The 19,393-nt window shown below is 48.5% G+C and carries 17 protein-coding genes and 1 riboswitch; of the genes, 1 reads left to right on the top strand and 16 read right to left on the bottom strand.

All coding sequences use genetic code 11. From position 1 onward, the window contains the following. Positions 1-26: 26 nt before the first annotated feature. The 4 genes from DX130_RS23660 to DX130_RS23645 all read right to left on the bottom strand — a co-directional run bounded on the left by DX130_RS23660 (position 27) and on the right by DX130_RS23645 (position 4,318). Positions 27-866 carry a D-alanyl-D-alanine carboxypeptidase family protein gene (locus DX130_RS23660; RefSeq protein ID WP_116049593.1) on the bottom strand — a complete coding sequence of 280 codons (840 nt, stop codon included), beginning with the start codon at positions 864-866 and terminating at the stop codon, positions 27-29. Between the two features lie 7 nt (positions 867-873). Next, entirely contained in the window at positions 874-1,980 is a 1,107-nt protein-coding gene (gene alr / locus DX130_RS23655; protein WP_116049591.1) for an alanine racemase, read from the bottom strand. Between the two features lie 4 nt (positions 1,981-1,984). Next, positions 1,985-3,064: a D-alanine--D-alanine ligase family protein gene (locus DX130_RS23650; RefSeq protein WP_116049590.1), complete on the bottom strand. Its 1,080-nt coding sequence runs from the start codon at positions 3,062-3,064 to the stop codon at positions 1,985-1,987. Positions 3,065-3,223: 159 nt separating this feature from the next. Continuing rightward, positions 3,224-4,318: a mechanosensitive ion channel family protein gene (locus tag DX130_RS23645; RefSeq protein WP_116049779.1), complete on the bottom strand. Its 1,095-nt coding sequence runs from the start codon at positions 4,316-4,318 to the stop codon at positions 3,224-3,226. Between the two features lie 264 nt (positions 4,319-4,582). Between DX130_RS23645 and DX130_RS23640 the strand changes: the two genes are divergently transcribed. Beyond that, complete coding sequence (locus DX130_RS23640) at positions 4,583-6,790, top strand: Ig-like domain-containing protein (protein WP_133297968.1); 2,208 nt, start codon at positions 4,583-4,585, stop codon at positions 6,788-6,790. A 63-nt stretch (positions 6,791-6,853) separates the two neighbouring features. Here DX130_RS23640 and DX130_RS23635 read toward each other — a convergent pair whose 3' ends face one another. The 12 genes from DX130_RS23635 to spoIIR all read right to left on the bottom strand — a co-directional run bounded on the left by DX130_RS23635 (position 6,854) and on the right by spoIIR (position 19,335). Next, positions 6,854-7,810, bottom strand: a complete 957-nt coding sequence (locus tag DX130_RS23635; protein WP_116049586.1) for an ABC transporter ATP-binding protein — start codon at positions 7,808-7,810, stop codon at positions 6,854-6,856. After that, positions 7,807-8,808 (bottom strand): ABC transporter ATP-binding protein, encoded by a 1,002-nt coding sequence (locus tag DX130_RS23630; protein ID WP_116049585.1) that lies wholly within the window; start codon positions 8,806-8,808, stop codon positions 7,807-7,809. Before DX130_RS23630 ends, DX130_RS23635 begins: the two co-directional genes overlap by 4 nt. Before the next feature lie 34 nt (positions 8,809-8,842). Further along, positions 8,843-9,787, bottom strand: coding sequence for an ABC transporter permease (locus DX130_RS23625; RefSeq protein WP_116049583.1), 945 nt, complete (start codon positions 9,785-9,787; stop codon positions 8,843-8,845). Between the two features lie 3 nt (positions 9,788-9,790). Then, a complete protein-coding gene (locus DX130_RS23620) occupies positions 9,791-10,726 on the bottom strand; it encodes an ABC transporter permease (RefSeq protein WP_116049581.1) in 936 nt (311 codons plus the stop codon). Positions 10,727-10,852: 126 nt separating this feature from the next. Then, the gene (locus DX130_RS23615; RefSeq protein ID WP_165861433.1) at positions 10,853-12,532 is read right to left on the bottom strand and encodes a peptide ABC transporter substrate-binding protein; all 1,680 of its coding nucleotides are present in this window, start codon (positions 12,530-12,532) and stop codon (positions 10,853-10,855) included. Between the two features lie 901 nt (positions 12,533-13,433). Further along, positions 13,434-14,681 carry a serine hydroxymethyltransferase gene (locus tag DX130_RS23610; RefSeq protein WP_116049577.1) on the bottom strand — a complete coding sequence of 416 codons (1,248 nt, stop codon included), beginning with the start codon at positions 14,679-14,681 and terminating at the stop codon, positions 13,434-13,436. 82 nt (positions 14,682-14,763) lie between these two features. After that, positions 14,764-15,369, bottom strand: coding sequence for a TIGR01440 family protein (locus DX130_RS23605; RefSeq protein WP_420818553.1), 606 nt, complete (start codon positions 15,367-15,369; stop codon positions 14,764-14,766). Positions 15,370-15,401: 32 nt separating this feature from the next. Then, positions 15,402-15,860: a ribose 5-phosphate isomerase B gene (gene rpiB / locus DX130_RS23600; protein WP_116049575.1), complete on the bottom strand. Its 459-nt coding sequence runs from the start codon at positions 15,858-15,860 to the stop codon at positions 15,402-15,404. Between the two features lie 125 nt (positions 15,861-15,985). After that, positions 15,986-16,067: riboswitch (ZMP/ZTP riboswitch) on the bottom strand. Between the two features lie 59 nt (positions 16,068-16,126). After that, positions 16,127-16,708 carry a low molecular weight protein arginine phosphatase gene (locus DX130_RS23595; RefSeq protein ID WP_116049573.1) on the bottom strand — a complete coding sequence of 194 codons (582 nt, stop codon included), beginning with the start codon at positions 16,706-16,708 and terminating at the stop codon, positions 16,127-16,129. 37 nt (positions 16,709-16,745) lie between these two features. After that, complete coding sequence (locus DX130_RS23590; RefSeq protein WP_116049572.1) at positions 16,746-17,303, bottom strand: manganese efflux pump MntP; 558 nt, start codon at positions 17,301-17,303, stop codon at positions 16,746-16,748. Positions 17,304-17,369: 66 nt separating this feature from the next. Then, complete coding sequence (locus DX130_RS23585; protein ID WP_116049570.1) at positions 17,370-18,461, bottom strand: L-threonylcarbamoyladenylate synthase; 1,092 nt, start codon at positions 18,459-18,461, stop codon at positions 17,370-17,372. 145 nt (positions 18,462-18,606) lie between these two features. Continuing rightward, positions 18,607-19,335, bottom strand: a complete 729-nt coding sequence (gene spoIIR / locus DX130_RS23580) for a stage II sporulation protein R (protein WP_116049568.1) — start codon at positions 19,333-19,335, stop codon at positions 18,607-18,609. Positions 19,336-19,393 lie beyond the last annotated feature (58 nt).

Below are 19,393 nucleotides of genomic sequence, written 5' to 3'. Positions count from 1 at the left end.
CGATGCATACGATTAACAACTCTATCTCACAACGTCAACTCCCCATACAACGTCACAATAAAGCCATCCGTATTATTGCCCGATATCTGATAGTTTCTACAGACCGGCAAAGGAATCTTCGTCGCCCCGTCCACTTCAGCCCGAACGTAATAGACCGCGCTCCTTGTCCCTCCATTATCAAGCAGGAGCCACTTCCCGCTGAATTCGAAATTTTTGAGATATTCAAGATACTCCTCAAGACAGTAGTTCAACTGCTCCATCCACTGCGCGTGCGGCGTTCCGACATAACGGTAGTGCCATGGCTCGCATGCGATACCCGTAAAGGCCCGTTTCCCCTCTTGATAACGCTGTACGAAGCCATAGTGTGCAGCCATTCCTTTGAAATCCAGACATTTTCCACGGTCTGGAAACGAAGGTGCAATGAAGTCCAGCGCTTCCCCCAAGCGCTCGCCTACGTCCACGGCCAGTCCCGTCTGATGCTCGCTCCGGCCCGGCAATGCCACATAGCTGGCTGTATATTCCGGCCCGTTGTCACGCAGGGAGCCCTCATAGATCAAGCGCTGCTCTGCTTGCGAGCGGTAACCGCTCACTACGATAATATCGTTTGAAGCGTGGATAACGTCCATCAAAGCAACCAAATGCGCGAGACAGACGGGCTCCAGTTCAATGGTGGAATCAAGTACATGAACATGCTGGGCAGAGGTTACGAGAGACAAATCGACCTGCTCCTCCAACATCTGTACGGGATGTGAGGCATTCACGAGCAGCAAATGTCCCCTATGCACATCCTCCCTGTTCATCAGAATCGTAGTGGACAACGGGTACGATGCTGCATACGAAATATTCGGTTTGGTTTCTCTCTCCATAGTTATCCTACTCCTTATAGATTCGCTCAACCCGTCCAGACAGGGACGTCGAAATCTCCTGCGATACGGTACCTGCATGCCTGGCGAGCTCCGATATGGCGATAGTAGCCTCTCTCTGACTGCCAATAAGAACAACCTCGGTCCCGGGCATGTATGAACGATCCAAACGGATCATGAGTTGATCCATACAGATTTTGCCCACAACCTGAGACCTTCGCCCCTCTACCAGCATCTCCGTGCCTTGCAAGCTCTGGGACCACCCGTCTCCATAACCGATCGGTACCGTACCGATCCACTCGTCTTCTTCTGCAACATAAGAATTGTCATACCCGATATACTCGCCTTTGCGCAGCAGCTTCACTTGGATCAGACTGCTGTAGAGACTTAATGCGGGACGTAGATTCACGCCTTGAACAAGGTTCTCCGGATAGAATCCATACAAGGCAGCACCGATACGAACCATATCCATGGCAAGCTCAGGAAACCGCAGTGCCGCGTTGCTGCCAGCACAATGATAATGACCCACCTTAATACCGGAGGCTTGCGACCATTCCTTCATCTCCAGAAATCTGGCGCATTGAGTCAGAAGAAAGGCCGTATCCTCTCTGGCTGCAGTGGCAAAGTGGGTGTAGAAGCCATCGACTTCAATACAGTCCTGCTGCAACCACGGCACAAGCTCGTCCCATTCCTCTCTCGTTCTAAGTCCTATCCGTCCAAGCCCTGTATCCACCTTCACATGAACTTGCAGCTTCTCCTTGCCACTCGGGTCCCAGTACATCTCCGCTTGCCGGAACCACTCCGCATGGGTAACGGTCAGCGTAAGCTGATGACGTATGGCTAACATAACCTCAGCCGGATGAATCGGGGCTAGAATAAAAATCGGAAGCTCGACGCCCCTCGACCGAAGCGTTAACGCCTCATCCAGATAGGCAACAGCGAGGCAGTCAGCGCCTGCCCCAGCAGCCGCACGGGCCGACTCTTCACTGCCATGCCCATAGCCATCAGCTTTCACGACGGCCATCAACTTGACTCCCTCCGGCAATAATCCCCGAATCTCCGCTACATTGTCTCTAATCGCGCTCAGACTTACTTCCGCCCTTGTGTCTCTATACATACCGTTACCTTGCGTATTGAACGGTCAGCCTGTCCGCATGACGCATGAACGCGTAATCGATCAGCTTTTCAATCAGCTCGCTATATGCCGTTCCATTCGTACGCTCCCACATAACAGGATACATGCTCGTCCCTGTGAAGCCAGGCAGCGCATTGATTTCATTCAAATAGATCTCGCCGTCGCTATCCAGAAAGAAGTCGACTCTAGCCAGCCCGGAGCAGCACAACACGCGATAGGCTTGAATAGCGTACTCTCGGATACGCTCCATTGTGTATGAAGGCAACTCCGCCGGGATCGACATGACCAGTTCCTTGTCCATATATTTCGATTCGAAGTCGAAGAAGCGATGGCGATGAATGAACTCTCCCGGCAAGGAAGCGAGCGGACGCTCGTTGCCCATAACAGCAACTTGTATTTCTCTTCCCGCCACCTCACACTCCACTACAATCTTCCGGTCGAATCGGAGGGCGTGCTCGATTCCCTGCATGAGCGCCGCCCTGTCCTCACATCGGCTAATGCCTATACTGGAACCTAGCGTCGCCGGCTTGACATAAACCGGATAACCTAACGATTTCTCCATCCGATTCAGTAAGGAATGGCCTTCTTCATTCCACTGCTCCATAAGGAAGCTAATATGGTCCGTCTGACGAATACCCGCTTGGCTCAGCAATTGCTTGGATACAACCTTATCGAGCGTAAGCGCAGCCGACAATACACCGTTCCCTACATAAGGTATATCGAGCAGCTCCATGAGGCCCTGCACCGTACCATCCTCTCCATTCGATCCATGCAGCAGGGGCAGTGCAACCTTCTTGCCTTCGCCCGATACATACCGAAGCAGCACTGAGCCCATCGACTCGGTTGCTGACGTAAATTCCGGCTCCATAACCAACTCTTCTATTGTTGTACGCGCATGCTCTTGCATACCGGAGCAACACCAAGCACCCTCCTGCTGGGTAATATAGATCGGATAGACATCGAACTTGTCGCGGTCAATTGATCCCAGAACAGTGAAAGCTGTTCTAAGCGAAATCTCATGCTCCACCGATTTACCGCCATATAGAACAAACAATTTTATTTTCATAAAATAAAGCCTCCTAACTTCAACTGGTTACCTGTTACCAAGATAACCGTCAAACGTTAAGAGGCTTGTAAGTGAAGCATAACAAATGCTTAAAATAATATGAGGAATGATTATGAACTTCCTTAAGATTTTGTACATCAGGCAACTAGGTTCATCCTATCAGCCAAGTCCAGCATCTCCTGCATTCCGCGCTGCGCCTGACTCCCTATCTATCAGAACACGCTGTACAGGCAGAGCCAGCCTCACCCCTTCTTCCTTAAGAATTTGGAGCATAGCCAGCTGTGTATCCTGACGAACGGTAAGATGATCCTTCCACGCGGTCGTCTTCGTAAAGTAATACAGCATAATACCAAGGCTGCTTTCCTTGAATTCATTGAACTTGACCATAATCGTCCCATCGTCAACGTCTTCGTGATCCATCAAATATTGTTCAATGCGGTCAATAGAAGCGGTCAACCGATCTGCCTCCGTATCCAGCGCCACATTCAACGTAAACGTAATACGCCGCCTACCCATCCGGCTCCAGTTCGTAATGGGCTGATCGGCAAGCGTAGAGTTCGGGACGGTGACCAGCGCATCGGCAAACGTGCGAATCTTGGAGCTGCGGAACGTAATGTCCTCTACAACTCCCTCTGTTGACGGCGTCAGGATCCAGTCCCCTTTGGAGAAGGGCTTCTCCAGTATAATAATAACCCCGCCAAGAATGTTGCCGAGTGTGTCTTTAGCAGCAAGAGCCAGCGCAAGACTGCCTAGCCCCATGCCCGCCACTACTCCATTGATATTAAAGCCCCACTCCGATACGACAGCCGTTATGGCAATCACGATGACGACGAAACGAACAGCCTTGGAGAGGAACGGAATCAGCATACTGGAGTCATCCCCGCCAAACCGCTTGAGTGCGCCTTCCATGAACAAGGAAGAAACCGCTGACAGATTGTACAGCCCGGCGCCGATCAAGAGGATCATACCGCTTCGGAACAGCTTATGCACGACGAGCATAATGGCCCAATGAGCGGGAATGTAGTAGAGAATGGCCAAATAAGCACCCAGAAGCACAAATAAGCCGCGAAGCGGCTTCTCGAACGCTTCCAGCACACGCGCAGCCAGTTCCAGCCGCGCCAGTCTCCTCATCAGGAAAGCGAACAAAAAGCGGACAAAAAGTCTGCGGAACAATAAAAACAGCAAAAACAGACCTACAGCGATGCCCAGATCCAGTAATCGCCAAGCTTCTACCTTATCCATGATCCAATCCATTGTTATCACAGTTCATAGCAGCTCCTTTCCGGACGCCCACTGCTTCATCACGGCCAAGAAATGTTGAGCGCCTGCGTAAATTACCATTTTAACATAGTTTAAATGGACCGTCGAAACAGCATCCCATCATGGTAGCTTTACAAGTTATTTGAGGAATATCATACCAATGACCTAGCCTGTTGTGTTCACTTTTGGGCCTCAAATGCCGTTAAACATATAGAGAAGAACAAAATCCACCTAAGAAAGGAAAGGGATGTAGTGAAATTGAGTTCAAGTTGGGGCAAGTCGCTTATGAACGCACGCAAATCACTGGCAGCCATGATGGTGTTCGTCCTCGTCATGTCCAGTCTTGCAGGCGTCGCCAGCGCTAATGAGGGAACCGTAACCGGAATAGAGTTGGATTATAGTTCATCTGATTATAACTCGGGTACATCATCGCTAGAGATGTATGTCGAGGATGACAAAGTCAATGTATCCGTATTAGCCAATTTATCGGGCTCAACATCTAAACGAGATGTGACAACATCAGCAACATGGAAAAGCTCTAATAGCTCTATCGTAAAAGTAGACAAAGGCGTATTGACAGGTGTCGGAAAAGGTACGACAACCATCAGCGCAACATATAGTGGATTTACAGTGTCGGTCAAAGCGTCGTCTGACTTTATCTATGATGAAATTATTATTATGCAAGATGACCAAGAGGCGCCTTCTGCTTTAACTGACATTAAGTTAGGGGAATCCATCGTCTTTACGCTGGATGGAAAGAAGCAAGGCACATTTACCAATATCACTTCTGAAGCCACTTGGACAACGTCAAGTTCATCTGTAGCTACAGTTGATGATGGCAGAATTAAGCTGGTAGGTACTGGCACAGCAACGATTACTGCAAAGTATAAAGGGAAAAGCGACACTGTAAAATTGACGATCACTTCCCCTTATAAAGGTATTGAAATTTTACCAGAACCCCCTCATGACCTGTTAGAGCTAGAGATGGGGATGGATGATCATATTCTTCGTGCCGTAGCAGAACCGAAAACTGGCGGTAAATTCGATGTCACAGATGAAGCAACTTGGACTAGCGGTAATACGAAAGTTCTGACGGTAGAGAAGGGTGTTATAACTGCAGTCGCAACAGGAAAAACCACAATTACAGTCAGCCATCTCGGTGTTACGAATAAAATCGATGTAGTCGTACGAACGCCTTACCAGTCCATACGACTTTCACCAGAGAAAGAATTCCACATGCAGCTCCAAAGTGGTCCGCTGCAAGTCAAAGCTGAAGTGCTCAGCAATGATAATAACTCCTACGACATTACTGATGTAGCATCCTGGAGCTCATCCGATGTAACCGTTGCTACTGTCGTTCAAGGAAGAGTCATTCCTAAAGCTGTAGGAACAACGAAAATTACGGCATCCCATAAAGGGGTGAGCCGTAGTATCGACATTACGATTCATCCAAGCATTATCAAACTGCAAATTGAGAAAGACAAGATCGATGGATTCAGAGAAATTAGCGCAGCACTCCCAAGTGTAACCGCCACGACTTTCGATGGTTCCACTGTCGATGTTTCCAAATTGGTCAAATGGACGATTAGCGATGACGAAATTGCCTCGATTGAAGGCAACAAATGGACAGCCAAAAAGCTTGGTGAGACCACCTTCACGGCAACCGTACAAAATATGAAAATTGAAACAAAATTGACTGTTCATTTGAAGCCTATTAAGCTGATCGCTCAGAATAAAGATTTGAGCATCGTGCTTGGCCGAAACTCTTCACTCCCGATCGTTAACGTTATTTATGAAGATGGCGAAGAAGTTAATATTAGCGAGTCTATCGAGTGGACTTCAAAATCGGACAATATATTGCTGCTCGCCAAAAATATGAAGGGCCTCGAGGCTTCGACCGTAACTCTGACGGGCACATACTTGAATAAAAACGTTTCTGTCCGAGTGAAAATTGAAGAAGAAATTGTAAGACTCGTCGCAGAGCCTGAACTGATCGAGCTTAATCCAGGACGCTCGAAATCCATTAAAGTAACCGGATATTATAAGAGCGGTAAGACGATTTCTGTCGCATCCAAAATAGATTGGTCCTCCAGCAATGTCAAGGTCGCAACCGTCAGCAATTCTGGCAGTGTAAAGGCGATTGATGTAGGCACTGCCAAAATCACAGGCTCCTATCAAGGGAAACCAGTCGAAGTAACCGTCGTGGTCACTCCGAAGTTGAAGTCCCTTGAGCTTTCGTCAAAAGCAGTTCCACTGAGCCCTGGAAATACGTTCAACGTCACACTGAAAGCCAACTATTTCACTGGAAACCCTGCTAATGCTACCAATGCTGCAGTCTGGACTTCCTCCAACGAGAGAGTGGCAACTGTAAAGGACGGTAAGATAACAGCCATTGCAAAAGGATCCAGTACCATTAGGGCTTCCTTCGATGGCAAAAGCGTCACCCTGCGAGTAACCGTCAATTAATACACCCAACCATAAAGAGGCGAGGCCGGATATCATATCCGGCCTCGCCTCTTCTCTATCGTATTAAGCGTAATGACAAGCAGCAAAGTGACCTTTGCCTACGTCGACCAGCTTCGGCTCGTCGGTCTTGCATTTCTCTGTCGCGATCGGGCAGCGAGTATGGAACTGGCAGCCCGACGGCGGGTTGATCGGGCTTGGCAGATCACCCTTCAGGACGACACGCTCACGCTCGGCTTCAACCTTCGGATCCGGAATCGGAATCGCAGACAGAAGTGCTCTTGTATAAGGATGACGAGGGTTGTCGTACAGCTCGCTGCTTTCCGCAAGCTCAACGATCTTACCCAAGTACATAACCGCTACGCGGTCACTGATATGCTTAACCATAGACAGGTCATGCGCAATGAACAGATAGGTCAAGCCCATCTTCCGCTGCAGATCCTGCATCAAGTTCACGACTTGCGCTTGAATCGACACGTCAAGCGCCGAAATCGGTTCATCGGCGATGATGAACTTTGGACTCACCGCAAGCGCACGGGCAATCCCGATACGCTGCCGCTGGCCGCCAGAGAACTCATGCGGGTACCGCAGAGCATGCTCTGCATTCAAGTTAACTAGGTCGAGCAAATCCTCTACCTTGCGCTTGCGCTCGGCTCTGCTGCCAGCCAAATTGTGAATGTCCAGCGCTTCTCCGATAATATCGCCTACCGTCATACGCGGGTTAAGCGATGCGTAAGGGTCTTGGAAGATCATCTGCATATTGCGGCGCAGCGCCTTCAATTCAGAACCACGAAGCTTATAGATATCTTTTCCGTCGAATGTCACGCCGCCGCTAGTTGGCTCGTACAAACGCAATATAGTACGTCCGGCTGTAGACTTGCCGCAACCAGATTCGCCTACGACACCAACCGTCTCGCCGCGACCGATATCAAACGAAATTTCATTAACAGCCTTCAAAATATTTCCTTTTCCCAAGTTAAAAAACTTGCGCAAATCATTGACTTGAACTAATGGAGAGCTCATACCGGCACCTCCCGATTAGCGTAAGGATGCAGCATCCAGCAAGCAGCCCCATGGGAATCGCTTCCCTTGATGGCATGCAAGTTCGGATCATTATCTACGCATACTTTCATAGCTTCGTCACAGCGTGCGCAGAAGCTGCAGCCCGCTGGCGGCTTAATCAGGTCGGGCGGAGTGCCCGGGATCGGAATAAGCGGCTCGTCTTTCCGTTGGTCCAGACGCGGCAAGGAACGCAGCAAACCTCTAGTGTACGGATGCTGCGGGTTGGAGAAGATCTCCCACTTGGTGCCCTGCTCCACGATACGACCTGCGTACATAACAATGACACGATCGCACACATCGGCAACAACGCCAAGGTCATGCGTAATCAAAATGATAGAAGTGCCCATTTTTTGCTGCAGGTCCTTCATCACGCGCATAATTTGCGCTTGAATCGTAACGTCAAGAGCCGTCGTAGGCTCATCTGCAATGAGAAGTGAAGGATTGCAAGCCAGCGCAATGGCAATCATGACGCGTTGGCGCATGCCGCCTGAGAATTGATGCGGATACTGCTTAATGCGCGCTTCAGGATTAGGAATGCCAACCAGATTCAACATCTCGATGGCGCGGGCCTTGGCATCTGCCTGGCTCACGTTTTGATGCTTGATCAGACCTTCCATAATTTGAGCGCCTACCGTGAGGGTAGGGTTCAAGGATGTCATCGGATCCTGGAAGATCATCCCGATCTTGTTGCCGCGCACGGTCTGCATCTGCCGTTCAGTTAACGACAGCAGCTCTTGGTCTTCGAATTTAATCGATCCCTGTTTGATTCTGCTAGGAGGCGAAGGATTCAATCTCATAATGGATTGGGCCGTAACACTTTTCCCTGATCCGGATTCTCCGACGATAGCTACAGCTTCACCTTTTTTCACATTGAAGCTAATATCGCGAATCGCCTGCACCTCGCCGCCGTATACGTCAAAGGAGACACTTAAATTTTTCACTTCCAGCAAGGTCTTCATTGGCAATGACCTCCTCTCAGCTAGGCTGTGTTAGTTATTTTTTCAACTTCGGATCGAATGCGTCGCGCAGTCCGTCGCCGAAGACGTTAAAGGCAAAGATGGTTAAGCTCAAGAAGAGGGCCGGGAACAACAGGCGCCATGGGAAGATTGACATTGCCTTAACGCCGTCATCAATCATAGTACCCCATGATGCGACAGGGGATTGTACGCCAAGACCCAGGAAGCTTAGGAACGCTTCCGTAAAGATTGCATTTGGCACCGTAAGCGTCAACGTGACGAGAATCGGTCCCATTGCATTTGGAATCAGGTGACGGAAAATAATGCGCATTGCGCCAGCGCCAAGCGACTTGGAAGCAAGAGCATATTCCTGGTTTTTGAGCTGCATAATTTGACCGCGAACGATCCACGCCATGTTAATCCAGCCCGTGATGGACATGGCTATGATTATGGTCGTTAAACTCGGCTCCATCACAACGAGCAAAAGGATAACGACAAGCAGATAAGGAATTGAATACAGAATCTCTGCGAAGCGGTTCATAACCTCATCGACCTTGCCACCGTAGTAGCCCATGATACCACCGTAAATGATACCAAGGATCAAGTCGATTAATGCGGCAACCAAACCGACGAACAAGGAAATTTGAGCACCCTTCCATGTTCTCTCCATAACGTCACGTCCCAGATCATCGGTACCGAACCAATGTGTAGCGTTAGGAGGTTGATTCGTATTCGTCAGATTGTTGGTGAAGTGGTCATGAGGTGAAAGCAATGGAATAAATATAGCAGCAACCGCAATGAACACAATAATCCAGAATCCTGTCATTGCGAGCTTGTTGCTCATAAGACGTAGACGAATATCTTGCCAAGCAGTCAGACTTTTGCGTCCTGCCCCATCTTTAATGACATTATCCCTTTTCAGCTTTTCGAACTGTTCAGGTCTTAACTTATCGGATGTGTTCGATTGATTCGTGTTAGACATCTTTTACTTCGCCCCCTTGCCGCCGGATGCTCGCATGCGCGGATCTATCAGCACATAGGCTATATCCGCCAAGAAACGGGTTACCATCAAGATAACGGCATAGAAAATGGTGATGCCCATAATGAGTGGATAGTCCCTATCTATTATGCTCTGAACAAAGTACTTGCCTATGCCAGGAATCGCGAAAATCTTCTCAATGACAACGGAACCTGTGATAATGCCAGCCGTCAAATAACCAAGATACGTAACGACTGGAAGCATCGAGTTGCGAAGAGCATGACGCGCTACAATGACATATCCGGAAAGTCCTTTGGATTTGGCAGTTTTAATAAAATCAGCATTCAATACTTCAATCATGGTGGATCTAAGCAATCTTGCTATAAAAGCAATCGGACCGGATGCCAGCGCGATGGTTGGCAATACATAGTCCAGTGGTGCATTTAACCCGGCTACTTCAAAAAATCCCCATTTAAAAGCAAAATAATATTGCAAGAGTGGCGCCAAAACAATACTCGGTATGGCCATGCCAATAACTGCAATAATCATGGCTACATTGTCTAGTATCTTCCGATGATGCATAGCTGCTATCATCCCTAATATACAGCCCACAATAACAGATGTTACAATCGCCGATAATCCTAGTCTAAGGGATGGGCCAAATGAATTGGCAATCATCTTGTCCACAGACTGGAACTTCTTCTTCATAGAGATACCCAAGTCGCCCTGAAGAAGGTTTGCCATATATTTTCCGTACTGAACATACAATGGCTTATCCAAGCCATAATACGCTTCCAAGTTTTTCTGAACGGTCTCGTTTGGAGCCTTCTCCGATTGCAGCGGGCTTCCCGGGATCGCATTCATGAGCAGGAACGTCGCCGTAACGAGCAGGAAGAGCGAAAACACCATAAACACAAATTTGCCTAAAATGAAGCGGAGCAAACGATCACCCACTCTCTCACAATCTTTATTTGCATTTCAAAAGGGTATATATAGAGAGCCTATATATACCCTTCTGGAACTTAAGTTACTCTAGATAGTCGCTATAGATAGGACAGATGGAGTGACCTATTTTTTGCTGCCGTGTACCCAGTCAAGGTGACCGGAGTAATCGGAGATTACGCCTTCGAAACCGTCTTTAAGCATAGTAACAGTTGTGTAGTAGAACGTTGGCAATACGCCCATGTCCTCGGAGACAGCAACTTTCTCTGCTTCAGCCATCATTTTCATGCTTTCTTCAGAGCTGCTTGCTACCAGGGAATCGTCAAGCAATTTCTCAACTTTAGGGTTGTTGTATTTGCCGTCGTTGTTGCCGGATTTCGGGTGGATCAGGTCAAACGTGAAGTTGATAGGGTGGTTGATGTCAGCACCCCAGCCGGAACGTGCGATATCAAATTGACCCGCTTTTCTGGACTCCAGGAATGTACCCCATTCTTGGTTAGCCAGTTTCACTTCTACGCCCAGGCTCTTACGCCACATGTCTACAACCGCTTCAGCCAGTTTCTTGTGGCCTTCGCTAGTGTTGTAAAGAAGCGTTACTTCAGGGAATGCAGTAAGGCCTAGTTCAGCCATACCTTCTTCAAACAATTTTTTAGCTTCATCAGCATTTTCTTGGAAGTAGCCCGTGTCTGGATAAACCTCACGGAACATTTTTCCATCTGGACCAGCAATGGATGGCGGTACCAGACCGTAAGCCGGTTGTTGGTTCGCTTGTGCAACGTTGTCAATCAAGGATTGACGATCGATGGACATCGAGAAAGCTTTACGAACTTTTGCGTTGTTGAATGGAACTTTATTGTTGTTGAACAGGTAGTAGTATACCGAAGCAACAGATGTTACTTCAGCTCTGCCTTCGTCAATCATCTTTTTAGTCAGATCTGGTGGTACGGAACCAGCTTGAGCGCCGATCCAATCGATTTTGTTTGTTTCAAACAATTGAAAAACAGTGCTCTCGTCTTCAACAATGGAGATCGTTACTTTGTCAAAGTTGATTGCATCTTTGTTATAGTAGTCAGGGTTTTTCTCAAGAAGCAACTTGTCTGCATGTACCCATTGTTTCAGAACGAAAGGACCGTTCGAAACGATTGTGTTGGCTTCAGCAGCCCATTCAGGTTTGCCGTCAACCGTTCCTTCGTGAACTGGCAGGTACGTGTAGTGAGCCAGTAGGCTTGGGAAGTAAGGAGCCGGCGAGTTAAGTTGTACTTCCAGCGTGTAGTCGCCAGTAGCTTTAACGCCTACTTCGTCAGCAGTGCCTTCGCCGGAATTGAATTTCTCGGCATTTTCAATGTAGAACAACATGTATGCATACTCGGAGCCTGTTTCAGGGTTCAAAGAACGTTTCCAAGCGTATTCAAAGTCATGAGCAGTTACAGGGTCACCATTGCTCCACTTAGCGTCTTCGCGAAGGGTGATCGTGTAAGTTTTGCCATCTTCAGATGCTTTGATTTCTTTTGCAATTGCATTCTCAGGCTCGCCTTTTGTGTTCAGACGAGTAAGACCTTCGTACAGACCTGAAGCTACGATGCCAGACTGTGCGTCCGTCATTAGGGCTGGATCCAAGCTTGGTGGCTCGCTACCAATTGTGAAACGGAACTCTTGAGGTGCTTTTGTCTCTCCTCCGTTGTTCGTGCCGCCGTTGTTCGAAGGCGTTGGCTTGTTGTTATCGCTGGAACAAGCTGCAAGCAGCATGCTGAAAGCGATCACTAGCACAAGCATGAATTGCACTGGCTTTTTGAAATTTCCTTTCACCAACATCAACTCCCACTTTCTATTATAATTTTTTTAAAACCGTAAGTAATGAGATAAAGCTCACATATTACAAGGATGTAACAATAATTAACATGGTTTTAATAATTATTCGACGTTAAACAATATACAACTTCAATTGAACAATTGTCAACTATTTGATGTGCTTAAATCCTTCCAACATGCGTATATACTATGTCCAATTACAGAAAATTTATGAGCGAAATCGTTTATTTATTCACTCCGACCCCTCTTTACTGCGTCACTACATATATGCGTTAAAACAGTCTAGGGTTAATGCATGCAAGCATTAATGCAGGGTAGCATTAATGCTTGCATGCATTGACTCGACCCTGTGTTAATACATTTTCGCATTAACACAACATGGCTTTAACGCATATAATAGAAGAAACACGTATCAAAAGTGAATCAGGACTGATTCATTTCCCACGATAGGAACAGATTAAACCTTACATTCTTAAAATATTTCAGATTCCTTAAATGGGATATTATTCAATAAATTATTTTTCATTTATTAATGAAATAATAAACCGTCGATTCCCCATAAAATATAGCTAATGTTCGGTTTTTCCCTCTTTACACTCTTTAAAATACACTTATCAAAGACTGGAAACATGGATTAGACTTAAACATAACTTCTATTGTTCATTTCGCCCTTCACATACTAAACCAATTATATGAACAAATACAACAGGCAAAACTTGATCAACCGTCAAATTTGAGTTTAAGTCTTTCTCTATTTCAATTTGTGTTGGTCATGAACAATCATTACTTCAAATAATCATTACCATCTTTTTTACATCGTTTCCACGATTTGATGGGTCGAGCAGCGCACAAAAAAGCTCTCAGCCTAATTGGCCGAGAGCTTTCAAATTTACTTCTATTAGTATGAGATGCTTGGATATAAAGGGAATTTTGCAGATAGATCACGAACCATACCTCTAGCCTGTTCGAGAACAGATTGGTCTTCTGGGTTCTTCAGAACAATCGCAATAACCTCTGCAATGACCTTCATCGCTTCCTCGTCCATGCCGCGGGTTGTCGCCGCAGGCGTTCCGACACGAATACCGCTTGTAACAAACGGGCTCGTCGGATCGAATGGAATTGCATTTTTATTCACTGTAATGCCGACTTGATCCAATACATGCTCTGCTACTTTTCCTGTAATATTCAGGCTGCGCGTATCGATCAGCATCAAGTGGTTGTCTGTACCGCCGGAAACGATATTAATGCCTCTGGAAACCAATTCTTCCGACAGCACCTTAGCATTCTTCACTACATTTTGCGCATGTAGTTTGAAGGAAGGATCAAGCGCTTCACCGAATGCTACAGCCTTAGCTGCAATAACATGCATCAACGGACCACCTTGAGAGCCTGGGAATACAGCCTTATCAATCGCTGCCGCCCATGCTTTTCTGCACAGGATCATACCGCCGCGAGGACCGCGAAGCGTCTTGTGAGTCGTAGTTGTCACAAAATGCGCGTGTGGAACCGGGCTTGGATGCAAACCTGCCGCAACCAGACCTGCGATATGTGCCATATCTACCATGAACAATGCGCCTACTTCATTAGCGATTTGACCGAGCTTCTCGAAGTCAATAATACGCGGGTAGGCACTTGCGCCTGCAACGATCATCCGTGGGCGATGCTTGAACGCCAGCTTGCGTACTTCTTCATAATCAATGGTGAACGAGTCTTCCTGTACGCCATAGGCTACAAAGTTGTAAAGCAGGCCGGAAGCATTAACGGGGCTGCCGTGTGTCAAATGACCGCCGTGAGCCAAGTTCATGCCAAGCACGGTATCGCCAGGCTTCAGTGCAGCTAGATAAACCGCCATATTCGCTTGTGCACCGGAATGAGGCTGAACGTTCACATGCTCAGCGCCGAACAATTCCTTTGCACGGTCACGAGCGATATCTTCCACGATGTCTACATGCTCACAGCCGCCGTAGAAGCGTTTGCCCGGGTAACCTTCAGCGTATTTGTTCGTCAGTACGGAGCCTAGTGCCTCCAACACTGCTTCGCTTACGATATTCTCTGAAGCGATCAGTTCGATGTTGTCGCGTTGACGTTGCAGCTCAAGGCCCATCGCCTTCAATACTTCTGGATCTTGCTTACGTAGTTGTTCCACTTTTAGTTCCTCCTTATATGACTGCTTTTTTATAATAGCGAACACACACTTTCAAACCAAAAGCGTCTTTCGCGCAATAACTTTACTCGCAAGTCTTGGCGTTCTGTCCCGCTCTGAAACTGTTACTATCGTCGTAGACGGCCCTTGCTCCGCCGATCAGCTTCGGCCTCGTAATAGCCATCGTAACGTGTGCTTCACCAATAGTCTTGATTGATGGCCTTACAGGAACAGCAACCCGCTTCAGATGCATGCCGATAAACGTATCGCCGATATCAATGCCAGCATTCGCTTCTATTTGTTCGACCAGGCATGGCTTAACGAATTGACCGTATGCATAGGCTGCCATGGAACCCCCCGCTTTGGGAACCGGTACAGCATAGACAACTTCCAGACCGCGCCGGGTAGCCTCTGCTTCTTCCATAACAAGAGCACGATTCAAATGCTCGCAGCATTGGTATACAGGGACGAATGGGATCTGATTCCTAACCGCTTCGACACCCCTATAAATGGCTGCCGCTGTCTCCAGCGTACCTGATGTGCCGATGCGCTCACCGAGCACCTCGCTGGTACTTGTCCCGATCACCACGAGATGACCCTCTTCCAGCTTGCCGGCTATCGCCAGCTCTTTGACAACAATCTCCACTTGCCTTGCAATCACGTCTTGATGCCCACTGGATTCATGGCTCAAATCAGTTATGCCTCCTTCTCTTCAACCAACAGTTAAGGATGAACGGAGAAGCGATTCTCCAGTTGCATAACTTTTTCGATGCGGCCCACGTGACGACCCTCGTTCGAAAACAGCGTCTCCAGCCACACTTTCACAATTTCCCCAGCCACACCAGGACCAATGACACGCTCACCCATAGCAAGGACGTTCGTATCGTTATGCTCCCGAGTCGCTTTGGCAGAGAAAATATCATGTACCAGAGCGCATCGAATGCCTGGGTATTTGTTCGCGGCAATAGACATGCCAATGCCCGTACCACAAATCAGTATGCCGCGATCTGCCTTGCCGCTTGCCACCATCTCACATACGGGCAAAGCATAATCGGGATAGTCTACCGACTGCTCACAGTCACAGCCTACATCCTCGATCTCGTGACCTAGTGCTTCAATAATCGGAACAAGCTCATCCTTCAGACGGTAACCGCCGTGATCGGCGCCAATCGCAATCTTCAATGTGAACACCATCCTGCCTTAAGTTGTAAGAGTCATTGCTTCCTGCAAATAACCTATGGTGATAGTATACCTCGTTCCGGCCAAAAAGACGAAAAAAAGAGCAAGACATGCTTATTCAGCATGCTGCTCTTTGCCCAGGCGACCGGCCGTATATTCCGATGCTCCACCGTGGTTAGCCCACTTCCGTCGCCAGTTACATCGGAAACCCTTTTGTCTCCATCATCATAGCTCATATCTCATCAGAAATCAATCATTTCAGCGTCTATTTACGGACGATTCGACAGCTTGTCGAGCAGCTTCTGAATAGAGGCTTCAATCTCGCGGGAACAGCTGTCGTAGACGGGTTGGGGCCCGCCGAAAGGGTCTGCGATGTCAAAGCTGGGAATGCGCTTCTCGAGCTCCAGCAGCCGCTGCCGCTCGGATGCGCTGAGCTGCTGGCCAAGGGCGCCTTTCATCTGCATTTCCGTATACAGCCCTTCCAGCTCCAATATATCTTGCAGCACACTTTCATCCTGATAAGCGAATTCTTTGAGTGTAAAGGTTTTGTCTACCGCCTCTGGATGATAATGAAGCAACGAACGCTTATGGCCTGACGTCATGGTTAAGATCAAATCCGCCCAATCAACAGCCTCAGAGGTAATGGCACGCGAGGAGCCTGTATGCTCAATGTCCCTTAACCTGAGCGTAGATAGGGTATTGGCCGACACCGGCAAACCGTCTATCGTCGATACGCCTGCTGAGCGAACAGCTATCATAATGCCCCGCGATGCGGCATGACGGCGAAGCAGCGCCTCCGCCATGGGCGAACGGCAAGTATTTCCTGTACAGACGAACAAAATACGCTTCATTGCGCCAGCTCCTTTGTATTAGCAGTTACCTTGTGAATCAGACAATAAATAATAGGCCGAACACCATTAAGATAGCGCCTCCGCAAGCTTCCCCGTACTCTCCCAGCTTGCTGCTAACCTTGCGACCGAGCAGCAAGCCCAGCATAGACATCATACCGCCGAAAAAACCAAACAACAAAATGGTGAGCCACAGATCCGCCGAAAACATCCCCATCGTTACCCCGACGGAGAATGCATCCACACTTACACTTAGTGCCAGAACAAACAGCCCCAGCGAGGAACGGTGGTTGAATGTGGGCACTTCTTCTCCACGAATCGAGCTATAAATCATGTGTCCGCCAAGCAATAAAAGCAATATGCCCGCGGCGGTTGTCGCGACACTCCCGAGCAGTCCGCTTACCAATTGACCAGTCAACAAGCCGCCAATCGGCATCAGAATGTGGAAGAGTCCAATTACCGTGCCCAGTTTTACAATATCGACCAGCCGTATACCCTTAAGCCCAATGCCGAGTCCGAGTGAGAACGCATCGAATCCAAGCGCCACAGCAATAATGAGCAGTGTCAAAAACTGCCCCATATACGCACTAACGTCCATTCGTACATCTCCCCTATGTAACGCCGCATTCACTATCCAACATATGCGGACATAGGGACAAACATACTACTTGTCTAAGTCAATGATTCTTCCGCCGGCTGCCTTCACCAGTCGGTTCATAAGGGCGCCGCCTATACCTTCCGGAACACAAGCTTCTGCCCAAATACGGCTTACCCCCGCTTCATCGAATTGGCGAAGCGCTCCGTAGAGTCGCTGCGCCGCTTCCTCCAGTCTGCTCTGGCCTCCCAAATCCAGTACCAGATCAGCCTCATAACGGCATACACGCTCACTGAATGATAGAACACCGGTAGCCACGCCGTTTTCCTTGTACTGTCGAGCTTGTTCATTAACATAAGCAACGACAGCATCCGGTTGTCCTTGAACGACAGCCAGCTCTCCTTTGGGCGCGTAATGTGTATACTTCATGCCAGGTGATCTTGGCTGCTCTGACATGCTGCTCTCCTCAGATTCGTACAATATCTCCGCATCGGGAAAAGCTAAACGAAGTGCTTCCGCGGTAACACCGCCAGGTCGTAGGATGCGAATGGCGCATTCTCCTTCCAGTTCGACGACAGTGGATTCCAGCCCGACGCCTGTAGCGCCTCCATCTACAATGCCGTCTATACGCCCATTCAAATCCTCGAGCACATGATCAGCCACTGTCGGACTTGGCCTGCCGGAGCGGTTCGCGCTGGGAGCCGCTACCGGACATCCCGCAAGCTGGATCAGCTCCAGTGCTGCCGGATGATCAGGCATGCGAATACCGACGGTTGACAGATTCGCCGTCACGAGCGGCGACAGTACACCTGGGCGTACCGGGAGTACGATTGTTAGGGGCCCTGGCCAAAACCGCTCCATTAGACGCCCCGCAAGCGAAGGGTAAGGAAATACTAATTCGTCCAAATCCGCTTCACTTGCAACATGAACGATGAGCGGATTGTCTGAAGGTCTTCCTTTCGCCTGATAGATGCCGGCCACCGCTTCCGTACTGCATGCATTTGCGCCTAGCCCGTACACGGTCTCTGTAGGAAAGGCCACAAGTCCGCCTAATCTCAACCTATCAGCGGCTTCTCGCAGCGCAATCTCTGACGTAGGAGTCCAGCCCGATTCTTCTGCTTTTTTATCTTGAATAATCCATACTTTCGTATTTAGAGCCATATCTATTCAATCCTCATACTCTGCCTATAGTATCCGTATCAACGCTATTATAGCACATTCCTTATTTGTATCGAACGGAACTGGAAGCATCAGATAAGACAAACGCCGTCATTCCCAAACATAGGGAATACGGCGTATCATGATCTTAGAACAACGATTTGAACCAATCGATCAGAGATTGCAGCAGCTCCCATAGAAAAAACTTTGCTTTCGGCGCATCCGCTTGATCATTCGCTGCGGATGATGCAGCATCGTCGGCTGCTGAATTTGCTTCTGCGGATACCGTCATCGCAGCACCATCCTGGGATACGCCGGATGCTGCTGACGCTTCTCCTGACACAGCGTCTACGAAGCAGAGCGGCGGGAACAGCACGCACCACCAATTTTGTCCCTGTCCTTCGCCAATCGTAATGAGCAGAGCTTCATACTGTCCTGCCGGATACACTTTGCTGCCATACATTTTCGTCGGAAAGTCAACCATGCCTAGCGCAGCACTGGAATCGTAGAGAAAACCTCTGCTCTCCAGCACATTCGCTACAATCTGCTGCAATTCAGGCAGCTTGGACTGAATCGTCGCACGCGCCTCCTCGATCGTCTGTTGACCCGTGGCCCAGCTATTCATGGCTTTCACAATTTCATCGCGCACGATGCGTTTGACAAGCTGATCGGACGGACTGTCCGAATTAGCCAATATGCGAAGCCGGATCGCTTCCTCGGGAATCCCGCCTTTGGCCAAAGCGGCATCCATTTGTTGCGATTCCCAGCTCATAATTAGGACCATTAAAACCATTATAATAAAGCCATAAGATTTGCGATACGGAAAACGGAAAGGTGAAGCGGAATGATAGGAAGAATAGGAATAAGTACGGGACATGACACAAGCTCCTCTCGCGCACCCGCCGGTGCGTCTGCTTGCGTTCCGGAACGTCTCT

The organism is Paenibacillus paeoniae, assembly GCF_003388735.1.
Taxonomy (GTDB): domain Bacteria; phylum Bacillota; class Bacilli; order Paenibacillales; family Paenibacillaceae; genus Pristimantibacillus; species Pristimantibacillus paeoniae.
This window is presented reverse-complemented; position numbering and strand designations above follow the sequence as displayed.